We start from the raw sequence: 19,561 nt of genomic DNA, 5'->3' as shown, positions 1-19,561 counted from the left end.
CTTAAAATACGAAAATACAGAGGAGCCTACTCCAGATTGTTCCGCTAACTTTTATCATACAGCAACTATAAGAGTTGTGTTCAGATGTCCATACAACACAACCCTAAAATCACTCTAAAGATACAAGTTTACTGGTGTTTTGAAGGGTTTATTCGGTAATTCTTGTACTAACTTTGGCATCAAATATCCTGGTAAGTGTTCAAGCAATTGCCAATACAACCTCACTGCTTGCGATTTCTGCTTATCAAAATGTGCTGCCCCTGCCACTTTATCAAGTAAATGTAGATAGTAGGGCATGACACCCACCTCAAATAATCTACGATTAAGATCAACCTGAACATCAACAGAGTCATTTATACCAGCAAGTAGTACGGCTTGATTGAGCAGAGTGATACCACGACGTTTTACCTTTAATAAAAACTGACCTGTCTTAGTATCAATCTCATTAGCGTGATTAGTGTGTATAACCATGATAATCTGGCAACGGCTAGCGGTAAGGCGATCTAATAGTTCAGTATCCAATCGCTCGGGAATAACCACTGGTAGCCGAGTGTGTATGCGAACGACTTTAATTTGTGGTAAGTCTTCAAGGGCATCAAGCCATATATTCAAACGTCGATTTGAAACGCTTAATGGGTCGCCGCCACTTAAGATAACTTCGTCAATATCTGAATGCTGTACAATATAATCCTGAATTTTAGCCAGCTGTTTGATTTTTGGTAGGTTCATCTGATAATCAAAGTGTTGCCTAAAACAATAACGGCAATGTATGGCGCAGGCACCCGTCACTGTGACCAACACTCTCGAACGATATTTGTGCAATAAACCCTGAATAGGGTTGTGCTGTTTCTCTGCCAAAGGGTCATTCACATAGCCATATACTGATATCTTTTCATCCAGATATGGCAGCACTTGGCGTAGCAACGGATCCTTACTATTACCCCGCTCCATTTTTAACACAAAACCTCGCGGCACACGCAGCCCAAAAGTTTTAGGAATGTATAGTGAAGACTTTATATGAGTTAAGTCTAAAATATCCAGCAACTCATCCACATCTGTTATGACATCAGCCATCAGTGATTGCCAGCGTGGCGAATTATTGAAAACGCCAGAAGCATCGAAGCAGTCATCATTGCTGTTTTGATTATTATCTATTTTGTGATTGTCTATTTTATTACCGGCAATTTTATCACTATCTATTTTATCACTGGCAATTTTATCACTATCTATTAGTGGTATTTGCTTATTTGCTTGTTTGGACAAATGGTTTATCATAGTGCTCATTATGTCAACTTATTAACTATTAGTAATTTTTTAGCATTCTTTATTTAGTATTCAGGAGCTGTATTGTGGCAAATTTTTCAACCAATGAATTCAAAGCTGGTCTTAAAGTTATGTATGACGGGCACCCTTGCGCCATCCTCGATAATGAATTCGTTAAGCCAGGTAAAGGCCAAGCGTTTAACCGTGTCAAACTACGCAATTTACGTACCGGTAAAGTACTTGAACAGACCTTTAAGTCTGGCGAAAGCTTAGCAGGTGCTGATGTCATTGATACAGAAATGAACTACCTATATAACGATGGCGAATTTTGGCATTTTATGCACCCAGAAACTTATGAGCAAGTACAAGCAGATGCTACTGCAATGGAGGATGCCAAACAATGGTTGAAAGAAAATAGTAATGCCTTGTGCACCCTCACTTTATTCAATGGCGTCCCTATCTCTGTTACCCCACCAAACTTTGTTGAACTTGAAATTGTCGAGACAGACCCTGGTGTGCGTGGCGATACCTCTGGTGGTGGTGGCAAGCCAGCTATCCTTGAGACAGGTGCTGTCGTGCGTGTACCATTATTTGTTCAACAAAACGAAGTGGTTCGTGTTGATACTCGTACAGGTGATTACCAAACTCGTGTCAGCTAGATACAAACTCTAAATTTTACGGGTTACTATTTTATTTAAATAGTTACTATATTAAGAGTTACTATTTTATCAAGAGTTTGGGCCCAATTATAAATTCATTCTATAAATTGGGCTTTTATATAACTTCCCTCTAACTTTCATAGAGCACAGCACAATTAAGTATGGCCTATCATCAGACAATTATAACACTCCCTGCTTATCAGCGTGGGGTGCACCTCATTACCCATCATCTTTTAAATGCGATTAATAAGTTAATGTCTGATAATGCGAAGTATTGCGCATCCTCTGGTCTGGTACACTTATTCCTGCAACATACGTCTGCCAGCTTATCCATTAATGAAAACGCTGACCCAGATGTTCGCCTAGACACTGAAGATTGGCTGAATAAGATAGCACCAGAAAATCAACCTGAATACCGACACACGCTTGAAGGCTCTGATGACTTGCCTGCCCACTTAAAAAGTATGATGCTAGGCATTAGTTTAACGGTCCCTTTAGTGAATGGCGAGCTTGGTCTGGGTCGGTGGCAAGGCATATACCTTTGTGAGCATCGTGACCATGCCAGTGGGCGAAATATTGTTATAACGGTCAGCACTTAATCACAGTTTTGGCTCGTCTAAATTGTCCTTGTTCCTATACCCATTAATTATTACTTTGTCTAAAAACCCGATTTATGCTTCATGTTACAGGATTGCATCCTTCAATGACTTCTTTTTACTGCGGCTGGATTTTTGATTTAATATTTCATTATATTAACCATATACCCTCCCTACCCTCCCAGCATATAACCAATGAGCATACTTATGATATCGACTAAATCATCTTTTAAACATTTCAAATTCATACCCACTATTACTTTTATCGGCAGTATTTTACTTGGTACCTCTGCCTGCCAAAAAACGGATACGCCTGATACCGAAGGTCAAGTGTCGGACGTTAAAGCATCTGAAACAACCTCCTTAGAAGACACGAAGGCAGATGTTGTCGATGAGATTGAAGATGAGTCTACAGATAACGGTAGTAACGAGGCTCTCAACGTTCATTCTGTCGATAAAGATGACCCAATAGATGTCAACGATATCGCTGGTCAAAAAGAGAGAGTAGAGGCTGTCTCTGACAAGGCTTTAGAGGGCGATGATTCCCATAGCGCCAACATTCATAATCAAAGTACTAACAAAAAGCCTTCTTTGTCAGATAAACAAGTGACTGATGTGGAGTATCGAGATAAAAGTGGACAAGTAATTTATGTTACTTTTCAGACCTCAGCAGTAGATGTTTTAGAAGCCGATTTAAAATTACCTTCTGGCAAGCGAGTAACTCTGACTGCGCCCGCTGGTCAAGGCAACAACCCAACCTATCGTTCTGAGGATGGCGCTATTGAGCTAGTGACCCATGGCGGAGGTGGTTCAATTGATTTAATATATAAAGGTAAATCAGCTAAATACGAGGCAGTGAGTGCGGAAGCCGAGGTTATTACACCCATGTAATTTGTTTAACTGATGCAAAACAGCCCATAAGGCAGCATTACCTACAATACCCTTATCCCTGTACCGCCAACCAAATACAGCTAAAGGCTATTAAAACAAAGACATAGCGACCCACCCAAACATTGGCTAAAAATGCTTGGAAACAAGCGTCTGGATGTTGCGTCCTGCACGCTTTGTTTTGTTGAGCAAACATCAAGGCCACGAAGCCAAGCCCAAATATAGGGATCAAACCTAATACTGTGTCTACAAAGTAGTGATATAGCACTAAGCCCATTAGCCCTAAAAAGGCAGTTTGCAACAGGGCAATAATCAGTACGTCATGACGCCCAAATAAAATAGCTGTCGATTTAACACCTATTTTTAAATCGTCATCGCGGTCGGCCATCGCGTACTGAGTATCGTATGCGACTGTCCAGCACATATAGGCAAGAAACAATAACCAACACCATACATCTGGAGTACCCTGCACTGCCACATAGGCCATGGGAATAGCCCAGCCAAATGCTGCTGCCAAAAACACTTGTGGTAAATAAGTAAAGCGCTTCATGAAGGGGTATATAAACGCCAAAGCTACAGCAGCAAACGACCAATAAAAGACGTTAATAGGCAAAAAGATTAGCAAACCACAGCTAACAGCTGATAGCACGAGAAAGGCTCCTACAGCTTCACGTCCTGACAACCTACCATCTGCTAAAGGTCGCCCCTTCGTGCGAGTAACCGCCCCATCAACCTTTCGATCTGCAAAGTCGTTAATGGCACACCCTGCTGATCGCATCAAAATGGCACCCAATGCAAATATGATCAACACCTTCGCTGAGGGCAGGCTGGGAAACAATATTGCTGACGAGCTATAATTCATATTCAGCGTATTTGAATCAGTAAAAACATCAGAGCCGGCACCTAATGCAGCTAAAAATACCGCCCATAAAGTTGGCCATAGCAAAAGCTCAATACCGACAGGCTTATCTAGACGAGTAAGGTGTATATAAGCTCGTAACTTTTTCTGAAAAGTACTGGAGGTGTTAAAAGTATCGTTTTTAATCATGGCAGCTGTGCACTAACTGGTTAATGAGAGATAAAATATATACAACATAAGCTGAGCTTAACGTAGGCCGTTTGATTGATTAGCGCATCGCTGTTTTAACCACTGGTCAGCAGAGTTATCAACTCTTTGGGTGTATCGACTTGAAAAGTTGGCGATTCAGCGGACAGTGCTTCACGACTGGCAGCCCCATAATTAACTGCGATAGAGGTCATATTTATTGCATTGGCCATCTTAATATCGTGAACACTATCACCAATAAATACCGCCTCTTCGGAGCAGTGCCCTGTTTCCTCTAAAATTTCAACCAACATTTGCGGGTTTGGCTTTGAGCCAGATTCATCAGCACAGCGGCTACTAACGAAGTAGTGTCGACTGTTTGAGAGGGTCATCATCCTATCAAGTCCAGCTCTCTTTTTACCCGTGGCCACTGCAAGCTGCTTACCTTGTAACTTTAATTGCTGCAACATCGCTTCGATACCATCAAAAAACCTTGTGTGCGGTTGTGATGCCTGCGTGCTACTACTGATGTAATAATCTGCATAACTTTTCTGAATGGCTAAATGTTGCTCCGAGTTGGCTTGCGGATAGACAATCTCAATCCCGCGAATAAGGCTCAGGCCAATAATAGATTTAATAGCATCGTCGGTGGCGCTGAATCCATGCTTTTCGCCTGCAACATGCATGGATTCCACAATCAAGCCTATAGAATCCATCAAGGTGCCATCCCAATCAAAAATAATCAAGCTTTTGTCTGTTAACATTGATTCGGCTTGGGGTTCTGCTTGCACAGAGTTTTTATACAACATAACTTATGGCTCAACTGCGTTAGGTAGCTCAACTATAGCGGGAATAATAGATTGCATATCTTCAGGTAACGGCGCACAAATGTGTGGGTACTCAGGAATAGTCAACTGCCATGCGTGTAGACACAACCGTCTGACATTTGTGGTGTCTTTGATATGGTATTTATCGTCGCCCAATATGGGATGCCCTATATAAGCTAAATGCACCCTGATTTGATGGGTACGCCCTGTCAGTGGCATAGCTTTTATAAGGCTAACAGGCTCGCCAACTATCTCATAACGGGCCAATACTTTACATTTGGTTTGGCTGGGTTTAGCGTCTTTGGCAGAGCCAGACTTAGTGTGCGTCTCCACTTTAACCCGTCTTTCACCACTGGCCAAAGTATAGCGTAGTAAAGGCGCATCAATATCAAAGTCGTCAAGTGCGGGTTGGCCTTTAACAATACATAAGTAACTTTTTTGAATGGTTTTCTCTCGCAAATGCTCTTGTAGCACTTTGAGGCTTGAGCGCTTCTTAGCTATCATTAAAAGCCCTGATGTATCTCTATCAATACGGTGTACAAGCTCTAGGTATTTTTTCCCAGTCGCTTCACGCATGGCCTCAATCACACCAAAATCAAGTCCACTACCCCCATGCACCGCCATACCAGATGGCTTATTTAATACAATGAGTCCATCATCCTCATACACCACCCGCTCAAGCAGGTTTTTTGCAAATTCAGCGCCAATGATAGGTTTTTCTCGAGTGGCTAATTTGACCGGTGCAATACGTACAATATCGCCACGGTGTAACTTATCGTACGGCTTACAGCGTTTATTATTAATTCGCACTTCATCTGCACGAATCATTTTATAGATGTGCGGGCGAGGCAATCCTTTTAAACGCGCCAGTAAAAAATTATCCACACGTTGGTCATGTTGATGACGTGAGACTTCAAGATGATTGACTTGACTAAAGTCCGCAATGTCATCATCCGCACTTTGCGGGCGTGCTTTAGTCGAGTTTCGTCTTATGGATTCAGAATCCGATTCTGAATCTGGCTCATGACTGCGCTGGGAGGCGTAATCCTGACCAAATTCAGATTCTGGCAATTTCACTTCACTGGATATGTTTGGTTTATCTGTGTTCATTTTATCTGCTTACTTATTAGAATTATTAAAATCACTGTTAGGAATTAACAGATTTTGTTAGGCGTTTCGCAAAAGATTTGCTATAGTCTAACACGTTGACTTTAGGTCACGTGCATTGTTCTGAGTAAACCTTTACTTTTTTGGGTCACTCATTTAGTATGCTCGTTTCCAATATCGAAGCTCTATTAATGCCTCTCGAGGTATAAGTCAGCCCACAATGTTATCTTTATAAACAATAATGATGGGTTTGTGATTACTAAGTAACTTACAACTGCTTTTTACTTCGCCACAATAGGCGCCACGAACCCCTTAAAACTTAACATGAACACAATACAATGAGCATAGGGACTGTGAGAATCACTTGTTAAAAGCCAGTGTTATCCTCCTTTACCCTGTAAAGCTTATTTAAAAGCTTAAATGTAATCTATAGTGCTGGTTGCTACTTTTGTTAATACAACCTTACTCCTTGTTTTAACACCTATTAGCCACCTAATATAAGCGACTTAAATAAAGGCCGCTATATGTTATCAGATTCTTTAAGCGTAGTTTGGAAAAAACAAAAAAACTGACTGGCTCCATGTTAGCGGTCAAATAACAGTAAGTCTGCGCATCTTAATCTCACTTCGTGCGCTCACTAATAGTCATAAAGCCGTTATTTGCCAAGTACGCCCCGCTAAACGAGTCTTAAAAGTTGATAATATACGAGAAATACTGACACAATAAATAGTTAAATCATCAAGACGGTGCCATTTTTAATACCTGAAACAACCATTGATATGCCTCCTCTAAACCTTTTAATTTTAGAGAAGCAAATTTATATATGGCAGGTAGTGACTTAACAACTCACTGCTCTCAAATATTAATGATGACCCCTCTTAAATGTTATAACTTGCAGTTTACTTAATTGTTGTCATAACCGTCATTTATATAATTACGGCTGGCGATAACCAGAAATAATAAGCTCCAAACGTTGTGCTTGTATTATATAGGCAATACTCTTGCCTTAACTACTAATACATCAAGCTATTAAATCGCTGGACTGCAAGGCACAAAAAGTATTAGCCAAACCAGCTAGGTTCTAGCAATACATTAACTGCTATAGGCTCTACTTTACTAACAGTATTTTATGCTTAACTATTAAATTAAAGTAACTATTCTCACCATTGTTTTTAGTGCTGGTATTTTAAGCAAACACTCTCTTTCTTTTTTTTGAAGGTGGGTTACTGCTAATGAGTAACAGACACGCCAATCTACCAAGCTTATACCTTGCCTCAAGTGTTGTGTGTTCATGATTTATTAGGACACACCAATGAAACGCATCTTAATTAACGCCACTCACAACGAAGAAGTACGTGTTGCTTTATGTAATGGCAATCACTTATATGATTTTGATCTAGAAAACCGTACCCGTGAACAGAAAAAAGCCAATATCTACAAAGGTCATGTTACCCGTGTCGAGCCATCCCTTGAAGCTGTATTTGTTGAATACGGCTCAAAGCGTCAGGGCTTTTTACCCATTCGTGAAATTGCACCAGAATATCTGTCTGGCAAGAAGATTCGTGATGAAAACATCCGTAAATTAATCAAAGAAGGCGATGAGCTTATTGTTCAAGTCGAAAAAGAGGAGCGGGGTAATAAAGGCGCTGCCCTATCCACTTATGTATCTTTGGCTGGGCGCTATTTAGTATTAATGCCGAACAATCCTAAAGGCGGTGGTATCTCTCGCCAAATCTCTGGCAAGCTTCGTGAAGATATGAAGCGCATGCTCGGTAATCTAGACTTACCTAAGGGTATGAGTGTTATTATTCGTACTGCTGGCATAGGCAAAACTCAAGACGATCTTCAACATGATTTAGATCACTTGTTAAATATTTGGAATGCTATTCAAGATCAAAATAAAAAATACCCCTCACCTCGCCTAGTTCACCAAGAAGCAGGGGTTGTCACACGTGCAGTTCGTGATTACCTGCGTGATGACATCTCTGAAATTTGGATTGACAACGAAGAAGCTTTCATTGAAGCCGAAACTTTTGTCAAAGCAGTGATGCCAAAGCAAGTTGATAAACTACGTAAATATACTGACTATGAGCCTATGTTTACAAGCTTCAACGTTGAGCGCCAAATCGAAACCGCTTATCAACGTGAAGTACGTCTGCCATCAGGTGGCTCAATTGTTATTGACCAAACAGAAGCGTTAGTATCGATTGATATTAACTCAGCCAAGTCGACTAAAGGCGCTGATGTATCAGAGACGGCATATCATACAAATTTAGAAGCTGCTGACGAGATTGCACGTCAATTACGCCTGCGTGATATGGGCGGGCTTGTGGTTATCGACTTTATTGATATGAACGATAGCAAACATCAAAAAGATGTTGAAAAACGCTTGGTTGATGCAACCAAGTATGACCGTGCTCGCGTACAATTTGGCGAGATTTCACGCTTTGGCTTAATGGAAATGAGCCGTCAGCGTTTGCGCCCTTCTCTTGAAGAATCAACAGGTTACATTTGCCCACGCTGTCATGGTAACGGTATGATCCGTGATTTGCGCTCGCTGTCTCTTTCGATCATGCGTCAAATTGAGCAGACTGCCCTAAAAGAGCGCCACGGCGAAGTACAAGCAGAAGTACCAACAGATATTGCTGCGTTCTTATTAAATGAAAAGCGTGAAAGTCTGGTTTACTTAGAACAAGACAGTGGAACACGTATTACAATTTTACCGCACGCTCATCTTGAGTCGCCTAACTTTAATTTACATTTCAATCATCAAGGCTTTGCACCATCGAGTTATGAGCGCGTGACGGATACTCAAGAGCAAGAAGCCAGCGACCGTGGCTATGAGGTCAATTGGCAAACTGCTGAGTCAGAACGCCCTGCGCAACAGCCGATCCGTCAGCCCCGCACTTCTAGTACCAATGCAATAGACTCTACAGCGCCTGTAGATAAACCTACTGTCATTCAACCTAATCAATCTGCCAATAACCCACCGGCACAGGCGGAACTTGATAAATCAAAACCCTCTGCTGTTGCTTGGTTATCAAATTTATTTGCCCCTACTCCAGAAGCTAAAAAAGTAACATCGGTAACAAGTGCAGACGCAGCTCAAGCGATTGAAGCTATCGTTAACACTGGTGCTCAAAGCCTTGGAGCATTTGGTAGTATAAGTACTCCGATTGTACCCTCTACTGAATCGGAACCCACTAAAACGGCTGTTAAAGATTCCTCAAACGATGATGGTGCTAGTGTAAACGGCAGTGATAGCTTAGCCGATGATAATGAGAGTGATAAGGAACGTCGCCGTACACGTAACAATAGAAGTCGCAACCGTTACGATAAAAAAGGCGAGCGAAATAAAACAGATAATCGTCGTCACAAACAAGACGATAACAATAATGCAACTGCCGATGACACAAATCAGCAACCTACTCGTCGTCAGGAGAGCTCAAATGACCCTCAAAAAGAGCTACCCAAACGTGAGCCAAATAGCCGACGTGACTCTCGTGGACCAATAGAGCGTGGTGAAGCAAAGCTACCTGAGGAATCTCGCAGCACTGATAAATCAAGCGATAATTCTAATAAAGACTCACAGAGTAAGCGTTCTAGTTCTAGACAGTCACAATCAAAGTCGGAGAGCCATAAAAAGTCGGGTTCAGATAAATCAAGTAGTCGCTCCCTCAATGAACGTGATTTGAACCCCAATGAGGTAAGCTTGAATGTAACAGAAGCCAAGCCCACTCATAAGCCAACTGAGGTGGTTCATATATCACTTGATAACTCAAAACCAACCCAACAAGGCGATAATGCGGAAACACAATCAGCCAACACAGCTGCACCTGTTGACGCTAAAAAAGACGCTGTGACGCAAAAAAGGGAGGAAGATATCATAACTGACTCTACTCCAGTTACTGATTCTGCACTTGAAGGGACTGATGTTAAAGCGCTATCGTCTGAATCAACCGCAAAGGCTGTGGAAACGAAACGTGATAATAGAGAGTACTCAAAACCCCAGAATGTAGCGACAGGGTTAGAGACAAAAGGCGGTAAAACGTCAGAAAAAGTTGAAACTGATAATTCGCCATCACTTGAAGCCAAAGTTGAGGTTAATGACGTTATTGATGATGCTCTAAACACCTTACCCCTGACCTTTGATACCAAGGCCCTATTTGCTGATCGCTACGTAACAGCGCAAAAGTTTGGTAAAGCCAGTAATGACCCTCGTATCGTTAAACGATTGATGAATAAAGATCACATAGATAAAGGGTTAAAGGATGAAAGTAGCCTAAAAGACACTGCTAAAAAGACTGAACCTGAATCGGTAGACGCGCCTATAAATGAAAGGGCAGTCATTAAGGGAACAGTAGGCGAGTTTATCCATACCCATCTTGCACAAGCAAACGCTCGCTTGCAAAAAGATGGCGTTATAAACTGCTTCTTAGCAGCATTAAATGCTCATAGTGAAACGTCTGGCAGTAATAAAAAGCCTAGTAGGGTTAAAAAGAAGACGACAACCACAGAAAATGATGAGTCTAGACAAGCGTTTAGCTTTGTAAATTACGGCTATAAGCCACTATCGACAAACGACCTTAAGCATTTTGCCACAATGACGTCAGCGGTAGCCTCTCATCATACTGAGCAAGGTAAAACCCAGGTTGAGCCTACACCAGTGAGGGCACGTGCCGCTAACGATCCACGCGGTCAGCATCCTGACTATATTCCTCCTGTTGAAAGTGAACAAGAGGCTGTTGATATAGCGGTAGAGACCACATCAGCAAGCTTGGATACTATTAACAATGCTACTGAGGAAACTAACCCAACAACTAATACAGCGACTGATAGTTCGGCCATAGAGACGCAAATGCCGACTCAGTCTGACAAATCGCCAGCAGCGGCCATGGCTGAACTGCTAAAGCTCAATGTTGGTCACTTTGTTTATCGAGTATTGGGACAAGATGGCCTTGATATGATCAGCGCTGGTAATACAGAAGCGGCATTCTTAAAGGCCCTACGCCAACCGTTTGATGTATTAATATCTGTAGCTTCAGCTGTTGATTCTATTATCCACCCTGATCAACAAAGTGATAATGCTGATAGTCAATCTGAACATCCAAAAAGTGACCCAGTTGATTCAGATGCTTCAACAGCTAATGCCATAGATGCTAGTATTACTGGCAAGATGACTCATAAAATAGCTGACATCATCACTAACCAACAACCTGCCAGCGCGTTGACTAATGCTGATCAAGTTGAAGAAGTCAGCGAGCATAGTGCTGAGATTATTGAACATAATTCGCAGGACGGCAATACTACAGCCAGTAGCTCAAGCTCTCATGCGGTTGATTCTAGCACTCAACAAGATTCTGCTACTCAAAAAGAATCAACGCCCTCTCCTGCAAATGGGGGATCAAATAAAACGAGTATCGAATCGTATAAGAGTATGATTGAAAATATCTCCGAACAGCTATTGCCGCAAACAGGCCTACTTAACTTAACCACGCCTAAAGTACCTAAGTCTCGTACGCGTAAAGATAAAGAGGGTTCTGAATCAGCAAATCAATCTGACGACGGTTAAACGTGACTGTTAAGATAGAATTTTTGCTTAATAGCATAAGTTTTTAATAACATATGTGTTTAACAGTATGGATTTTTAATAGCATAGGTGGCTTAATAGGAATATGATAGTATCAGAAGAATAGGGACTATTAGTTTAACTGGATGTTAGTATGAGGCACTTTTAATAGCAATAAGCCATAATACTAATATCCCTAACTGTTATTGTGATATTTTAGTCCTAAAAATTGAATACCATGTTAGATGCGACAAGTTTAATCTCCGCACTCATGAGCGCTACCCTATTGATTTGATATCATCACTATAAAAAAATAAGCCGCTAGATAACAGCGGCTTATTTTTTATCTGCTTTGTTTTTTATAGTCATTTAACTATAGTCAGCGAAATACTAAACGGTTACAGTGTTAACCTCGTTAAGCCTACTGCAGTAGTACTAGCACTCGGTTGCCTTGTAACCACTTTAGATTTCTTTGGCTATATAAGGCACTTGAAAATAGTTACAAGACCAGCAAGCGCAACTGCGACAATCAGTGAACTAAACAAGTTACACCGTAACTGTTTAAAGGAGCTGGTTAAGGGAGCTGGACTATATAAACTAATGGTCCTCAATTTCTATGAATGTGCCGCACCCCGTCCCCGTACCTTAGTAATACCAGTAACGATAGCCAGCGTTATCACACCAATAACAAAACCAATAATACCTTCTAACAACATGGTAGATAGGCTAGAGAACATACCTGACAAATGCGAAATATCTGCAACTGTATGATGTAAATAACCAATGCCGTGTGAGATAATACTCCCCCCAACCAAAAACATCGCAATAGTTCCTGCGATAGATAAAAATTTCATGATTTTTGGTGCTGCATTTATCATAAATCTACCCAGCATTTTAGTGCTAGAGCTGGCATTCTCTTTTTGTAACAAATGTAGCCCCACATCATCAATCTTTACCAGCGCTGCTACCAACCCATACACCCCAATCGTAACGCCAAGGGCAATAATAGACAGTACCATACTTTTTTCAAGTAGACTGGCCCCAGACTGAGTGGCCGCTCCTAGCGCAATAACAATAATTTCGGCTGATAAAATAAAGTCTGTACGAATCGCACCTTTGACTTTGTCTTTTTCATATTCTACCAAATTAACACTTTCGTCGGCATTAGCCGCTCGGCGTGCTTCATGCTCTTCATCATGTGGTAACAGCTTTGGCCAAAATTTATGAATTACTTTTTCGGCCCCTTCATAGGTCAAAAAAAGCCCACCCAACATGAGCAGTGGGGTGACTAACCAAGGAATAAAATAACTGATTAATAGTGCCGCTGGCACTAAAATGACTTTATTAATAAATGAGCCTTTGGCAACCGCCCAAACCACTGGCAGCTCACGACTTGGTTTAACACCAGTAACTTGCTCAGCATTAAGCGCTAAATCATCACCAAGCACTCCCGCTGTTTTCTTCGCCGCAACCTTAGTCATGACAGACACATCATCCATTAAAAGACTAATATCATCGAGCAACATCAATAAGCTTGCGCCTGCCATGGGATCTCCTTAAGTACAATTAATAAATCGCAGAACACGATCGTAACCGTGGATTAACTGTGAAAAAATGAATGATTTGTTTTAATAACGTTAGTTTAGCTCGAAAATCGCTGAAAACCATATTAGGATTGTAAGTATTGACCTTTATTTATGTCTTTTTTAGTTATTTCGTCCTTATTTATTTAGTCCTTATATAGCTATAGACCTTATAGATATGACATATAGCTATAAACATACATAGCACTAAAGCTTATGGGCCTATTCAATTAAACAATCCTTTAGTTTAAAGTTCATGTTAAAGTTAAGCGACATCTTTTTTCTTTCGAATGGCTTGCTGTTCAATACGCTTAACTCAATACCCTTAACTCAACATGCATCGCTCAATATGTATGATTTAATATAGTTCATCAGGGTCGTCATTTAAAACGCGCATCAAATAACCGAGCCTCAAATAATTGAAACATAACCTACTTAGTCAGAATCTTATGCTATTAGACCTTTGAAACTAAGAATATAGAACTAGTCATACCAGTCTAAACAATTACATTCAAGCAATTTATATACAGGGAATACGTATGAACCATCTCACTCGCCCAATATCGTCAAGTCAAACCTTGTCAAAACGTCCTCTATTTGTCGCAACACTAACCGTACTATCGCTTGCTGTATTAAGCGCCTGTAGCCAACAAGATATGACGGCCAATAAAGAGACCACTCAAACCATCTCCAATGATAACTCATCACACTCAGTGGTGTCGCCCACTCCAGTAATAGTCATGGAACAAATGGCAGCAAACGATGCAATGAGTAAGTCCTCCATTGCGCCAATGTCTCATAGTTACACCTCCTTACAGCTTCCAATAGCAATACCAGAAGCAAACGAGAATTATGCCGAGATTGATCGTAACCCAGTGCATTCTACTCGTGAGCAAGCTTTTGCTACGTTAAGCATAGATACAGATACCGGTAGCTACGCCAATGTACGCAGATTTATTAACAACGGTGGCCTACCTCCCAAAGATGCCGTGCGCGTTGAAGAGCTGATTAACTATTTTGATTATGATTTTAGTGACGCTACTAAAAAGTCTGATGCCCCGTTTTTGGTAAGTACTGAAGTGGTTAAAGCGCCATGGCACCCAAACAATCGCATCGTAAAAGTCGCTATTAAAGCCGAAGATGTTTATACCTCAATGCAAAGCCAACCCCCGGCAAATTTAGTGTTTTTGGTGGATGTTTCAGGTTCAATGAATGCTACTGATAAATTACAATTGGCTCAATCAAGCCTTAAAATGTTAACCAAACAACTGCGAGCACAAGACACCATCACTTTAGTGACCTATGCGGGTAATACAGAAGTAGTGTTACCGCCTACAGCAGGAAACGAGACCAAAAAAATATTAAATGCGATCGACAATTTAAATGCTGGCGGCTCTACCAATGGCGAGGCGGCAATAAAACTTGCCTATCAACAAGCCGAAGAAAACTTTAAAAAGCAAGGCATTAACCGTATCTTAATGCTTACGGATGGCGACTTTAACGTGGGTGTAGCAGATGTGGAGGATATGCTGGATATCATCAAAAAGAACCGTGATAAGGGTATTTCATTATCTACCCTAGGCTTTGGTCAAGGCAACTATAATGACCATATGATGGAGCAAGTCGCTGACAATGGCAATGGTAATTACAGTTACATTGACACCTTATCCGAAGCCAAAAAAGTATTAATTGACGAGATGTCCTCTACCTTTAACACGGTGGCAAAAGATGTCAAAGTTCAAGTCGAATTTAACCCAGCATCGGTGTCAGAATGGCGTTTAATTGGCTATGAAAATCGCATATTGGCCAAAGAAGACTTTAATAACGATAAAGTAGATGCAGGCGAATTGGGAGCCGGAAAATCGGTTGTTGCCTTATTTGAAGTCACGCCAGTAGGTCAGAAAGGGCTATTAGATGACAGCCGATATAAGCAATCTAAACCGACCGCTTCTACCAATAAAAATGAACTTGGATATTTAAAAATCCGTTATAAAGCTCCCAATAGAGATGCTTCTAAGCTCATCGAATTCCCAATTGCTAATCGTGTCACGAACGCTTCAGCAGATACCAATTTTGCTATGGCAGTGGCAGGATACGGGCAGCTATTGTCTGATAGCAAATACATAAATAACTATTCTTATGCTGATGTGAAGCGTCTTGCTCAAGCAGGCATGCATAGCAAGCAGGACAAAACGGATAGCCGCCGTGAGTTTGTTAAATTGGTAGAACTTGCTGATGCTTTGGACTAAGTTTCGCACCATAATTGCACTAATGCTGTTTGACACTTTATGTTAAAGATATTTAAGCTGAGATCTATGATGAATAACGCTGAATTGATTGGCAACTGCAAGTCATTAGTCCCATCACTCACACTGGCAATGATGTTATTGGCTGGTGCGACATTGCCACTCATGCTCTCTGGGTGTGATACTTCCAAACAAGCCGATAGGACTAATGCAGAGGTTGAAGAGGATGCCCAGTTAACTGAGCATCTAGCAAGCGTAAAATTCACAAAGGAAGCTAATGGTACTGCTGAGTCAGATTTACAAACTTCAGATATAAAAAACTCAGATACCCCAATGTCACTTAATGATTTATCCACTGAGGCACCCACTTCTACTCGCAATAAAGCGATTGATATTGATTGGGCGCAAATTGACTCAGATGTCGAGGCTATCGATAGCGCTGACTTTGATTACCCCTTTGCACTTGATAGCAATCCTGTCAAATCGTATGCCGAGTATTTTAAAGTAACGCCGAGCGAGGCTCAGCATAGCCTAACTATTGGCATGGCCAGCAATGAGCCATTGGATGGGCTACTGACCCAGCTTGGCGACAGTTATGTATCACACGAGTTAACCGATGGTAAAAACATAGGGCTGATTGTTCACACCACGCCTAATGTGACCTCCAGCACTTTTAATTACGTGATTGCCAATAAGTTCGCCCGTGGTTTGATTTTACCAATTGAGATAAAACCGGATGCAAAAGTGAGTCAGTAGAGATTGGGAATGTTTAGCGAAGAAAAAGACAGCAAGAATAAAGGTAGCAGGTGCTGTCTTTATTCTATAGTCAGCGAACTACTAAACGGTTACGGCGTTAACCTCGTTAAGCCTACTCCAGTAGTACTTGCACTCGGTTGCCTTGTAACCATTTTAGACTTCTTTAACTATAATAGTTGCTATCGATAGAATTGATATACTTCAAAAAAGCAGCCCAACCTTATTAACTTAGTAATCTTATTAAGCAATAGGTCATTGATAGGATGAAGTATCTTAGATGTTAAGTGATATATTTGTTTAGTGATATCGTTGCATCTTGAAAATGAGAGCGGTTTAGCCCCGATTGTAGCGAATATACTTGGTTGAACACTGGGTTGCAGTGACTTAGCCAGAAGTATTATCGAGAAAACAGGAATGCGGCTGGCTATTTAGACACTGCCCCAGTGGACAGCCAAGATAGTAGCGGGAAAGCGGGATTAGCTACTACTCCCTCCGGTATTATGTTATAAATCCCGAACTAATCTTAGTTGCTAATTAATGCCAAAAACTCAGCCTCTTCAACCACTCGAACCCCAAGCTTTTCTGCTTTGGTCAGCTTAGACCCTGCCTTCTCTCCAGCCAGTAAAGCAGATGTTTTAGAGGAAACGCTACCTGATACCTTAGCACCCAAGGCTTGTAGTTTGGCTTTGGCGTCATCACGGGACATACCGCTTTCTACCAATGTACCGGTAATGACCCAAGTTTCGCCGTTTAAAGGCAAGTCTTCAGTGACCACTTGCTCAATTTTTTCCCAATGCACGCCTGCATCTATAAGTGCTTCGATGACCTCCACATTATGCTCAGCACGGAAGAAGTTATGAATTTGCTCTGCGGTAATATGCCCTATGTCTGGCACTGCTTCAAGCGCCTCTATACTAGCTTCCATCAGAGCGGGCAAATCTCCAAAATATTGTGCCAAGTTCTGAGCGGTTGTTTCTCCAACGCCGCGAATACCTATCGCGTATATAAAGCGAGATAAGGTGGTATCTTTACTGGCTTCGATGGCGCTAAGCATGTTGCTAACTGATTTTTCGCCCAGTTTTTCGAGGTCTCGTAGCCTATCTTGATGCTCGTGCAAATGATAAATATCTGCAACGTTCTTTACGATGTCCTGCTCAAAAAAGCTTATCAACCAGCGCTCGCCCAGACCATCAATGTCCATTGCTTTACGAGAGACAAAATGAATCAACGCTTCTTGCTGCTGTGCCGGACAAAACAACTCGCCAGTACAGCGTGCTAGTGCTTCGCCTTCTGGTAACACGACCGGTGAATCACATACAGGGCAAAACTTAGGCAGGGTCACGGGCTGTGTACCCTCGGGGCGCATGTCATGCCAAACCCGAGTGACTTTAGGTATCACATCGCCAGCTCGGTGTACGCTAACCGTGTCGCCTGCTCGAATATCTAGGCGCTGTATTTCGCCAATATTGTGTAGGGTAACATTGCTGACGGTAACGCCGCCCACTTGTACGGGCTCAAGTTTACCGACTGGGGTAATTTGCCCTGTGCGGCCCACTTGCCATTCAATGCTGTTGACCTTGGTCATTACCGTTTCTGCAGGAAACTTATAGGCCGTTGCCCAGCGAGGTTCACGAGATAAATAGCCCAGTTGGTTTTGTAGCGCTAAGTTATTTACTTTAATGACCATGCCATCAATTTCAAACGGTAAATTTGGGCGTGTTTCTATCATAGAGTCATAGTAGGCTTGGATCTCTTCAATATCCTGCACTACTTTTACCGCACTCACTGTAAAGCCAATCTCTTTGAGCCATGCAAGCGCAGCAGACTGTTGTTCAATAGATTCTGGCAACCCTTGGTTGACTGAATAAGCATAAAATGCCAAGGGGCGGCTGTCTGCAACTTTTGGGTCAAGCTGACGCAAACTGCCTGCTGCTGCATTGCGAGGGTTCGCAAACGTTTTCTCGCCCATCTCAAGGGCTTGTCGGTTCAACTTCTCAAAGCCGGCTTTTGGCATGAGCACCTCTCCGCGTACTTCTAAGGTGTCTATGTCTTTTATTTCTTCAATGATTAAGGGCAGGTTATTAATGGTTTTTACGTTTTGAGTAATGTCCTCTCCCATTTGTCCATCACCACGCGTGATTGCTCGCTCAAATTGCCCATTGCGGTATTTAATTGACACGGCTAAGCCATCAAGCTTTAACTCTACTTCGTACTCAGGGTTTTTGTCAGACTCACTTAGGCGGTCATTTACTCGGCGCATAAACTCGCCTAAGTCTTCCTTTTTAAACACATTACCAAGAGATAGCATAGGAATATCATGTTTAATCTGCGAAAACGAGGGTAAAGGTTTATCGCCAACACTCGCCGTAGGGCTATCGGGCTGGGTTAGGTCTGGGTAGCGCTCCTCTAGCTCGATTAGGGCTAGGCGCAGTTGATCGTACTCATTATCGCTAATAGTAGGCTCGTCCATCACATAATAAGCGTTATTATGCAGACGCACTTCTTTGATTAAGGTACGCATTTTTGCAACTATTTTGGTTTGTTGCTCAGTCAGATTATCATTCATTTTATTATCAACTTACTTAACAGGTATCTACATAAGATTTAAAACATAGGGCTCAAAAAAATAGGGCTCAAACAAATAAGGCTCAAACAAATAGGGCTACTTTTATATCGTTACAATCTTTTAGGCGAAATCGTTTAGCTAAAAGGTACGGCTGGCATGAGCTAAAAGTAATAGATTTATTGGCCGTATAAGCTGTCATATATGACACTACTATGAAACCGCTAAAACAATGCTATAAAACTCCTATTAAAATAGGATAGCTACTACTACTTAATGAGCGGCAAAAAGTGATGCCTTAAATGTATAACATAATACCAATTATGAGGATAAAGATAAGATGGATTTTCATCAAATACGATTATTTTTTACCAAAATATTGAAATACTAATGAAAATCAGCCTCAGTTTTGTGGCAATAATCCCATTTTAAGTCATGGCATATAAATAACTGTAAATG

12 protein-coding genes are annotated in these 19,561 nt (G+C 41.5%); 6 read left to right on the top strand and 6 right to left on the bottom strand.

Annotated features, from left to right (window positions below):
• Nucleotides 1-114: 114 nt before the first annotated feature.
• Entirely contained in the window at nt 115-1,275 is a 1,161-nt protein-coding gene (gene epmB, locus AC2SLL_RS07575; protein ID WP_486531107.1) for an EF-P beta-lysylation protein EpmB, read from the bottom strand.
• A gap of 74 nt (nt 1,276-1,349) precedes the next feature.
• Here epmB and efp point away from each other — a divergent pair, with 74 nt between their 5' ends.
• The 3 genes from efp (at nt 1,350) to AC2SLL_RS07560 (ending at nt 3,409) form a co-directional block, all read left to right on the top strand.
• A complete protein-coding gene (efp, locus tag AC2SLL_RS07570) occupies nt 1,350-1,922 on the top strand; it encodes an elongation factor P (RefSeq protein ID WP_486531078.1) in 573 nt (190 codons plus the stop codon).
• A gap of 161 nt (nt 1,923-2,083) precedes the next feature.
• Complete coding sequence (locus AC2SLL_RS07565; RefSeq protein WP_486531077.1) at nt 2,084-2,521, top strand: secondary thiamine-phosphate synthase enzyme YjbQ; 438 nt, start codon at nt 2,084-2,086, stop codon at nt 2,519-2,521.
• 204 nt (nt 2,522-2,725) lie between these two features.
• Nucleotides 2,726-3,409 (top strand): hypothetical protein, encoded by a 684-nt coding sequence (locus AC2SLL_RS07560; protein WP_486531076.1) that lies wholly within the window; start codon nt 2,726-2,728, stop codon nt 3,407-3,409.
• A 52-nt stretch (nt 3,410-3,461) separates the two neighbouring features.
• Here the strand turns inward: AC2SLL_RS07560 and ubiA are convergent, their stop codons facing one another.
• The 3 genes from ubiA to AC2SLL_RS07545 form a co-directional block, all read right to left on the bottom strand.
• Nucleotides 3,462-4,454, bottom strand: a complete 993-nt coding sequence (gene ubiA / locus AC2SLL_RS07555; RefSeq protein ID WP_486531075.1) for a 4-hydroxybenzoate octaprenyltransferase — start codon at nt 4,452-4,454, stop codon at nt 3,462-3,464.
• A 95-nt stretch (nt 4,455-4,549) separates the two neighbouring features.
• Nucleotides 4,550-5,260: an HAD family hydrolase gene (locus AC2SLL_RS07550; RefSeq protein ID WP_486531074.1), complete on the bottom strand. Its 711-nt coding sequence runs from the start codon at nt 5,258-5,260 to the stop codon at nt 4,550-4,552.
• Between the two features lie 3 nt (nt 5,261-5,263).
• Entirely contained in the window at nt 5,264-6,388 is a 1,125-nt protein-coding gene (locus tag AC2SLL_RS07545) for an RluA family pseudouridine synthase (protein ID WP_486531073.1), read from the bottom strand.
• A 1,309-nt stretch (nt 6,389-7,697) separates the two neighbouring features.
• On the opposite strand from AC2SLL_RS07545, the gene AC2SLL_RS07540 reads away from it, so the two are divergent.
• The gene (locus AC2SLL_RS07540) at nt 7,698-11,957 is read left to right on the top strand and encodes an Rne/Rng family ribonuclease (RefSeq protein ID WP_486531072.1); all 4,260 of its coding nucleotides are present in this window, start codon (nt 7,698-7,700) and stop codon (nt 11,955-11,957) included.
• A 611-nt stretch (nt 11,958-12,568) separates the two neighbouring features.
• On the opposite strand, the gene AC2SLL_RS07535 is transcribed toward AC2SLL_RS07540, so the two are convergent.
• Nucleotides 12,569-13,501, bottom strand: a complete 933-nt coding sequence (locus tag AC2SLL_RS07535) for a DUF808 domain-containing protein (protein WP_486531071.1) — start codon at nt 13,499-13,501, stop codon at nt 12,569-12,571.
• A 575-nt stretch (nt 13,502-14,076) separates the two neighbouring features.
• Between AC2SLL_RS07535 and AC2SLL_RS07530 the strand changes: the two genes are divergently transcribed.
• Together AC2SLL_RS07530 and AC2SLL_RS07525 are read left to right on the top strand one after the other, a co-directional pair.
• Complete coding sequence (locus AC2SLL_RS07530; protein ID WP_486531070.1) at nt 14,077-15,786, top strand: vWA domain-containing protein; 1,710 nt, start codon at nt 14,077-14,079, stop codon at nt 15,784-15,786.
• 69 nt (nt 15,787-15,855) lie between these two features.
• Complete coding sequence (locus tag AC2SLL_RS07525; RefSeq protein WP_486531069.1) at nt 15,856-16,539, top strand: hypothetical protein; 684 nt, start codon at nt 15,856-15,858, stop codon at nt 16,537-16,539.
• A gap of 523 nt (nt 16,540-17,062) precedes the next feature.
• Here AC2SLL_RS07525 and ligA read toward each other — a convergent pair.
• A complete protein-coding gene (ligA, locus tag AC2SLL_RS07520) occupies nt 17,063-19,105 on the bottom strand; it encodes an NAD-dependent DNA ligase LigA (protein ID WP_486531068.1) in 2,043 nt (680 codons plus the stop codon).
• Nucleotides 19,106-19,561: the final 456 nt, after the last annotated feature.

The sequence above is a fragment of the Psychrobacter sp. CX97 genome (assembly GCF_057396285.1).
The sequence above is the reverse complement of the archived record's forward strand: the minus strand, read 5'-3'. Positions and strand labels throughout refer to the sequence as shown.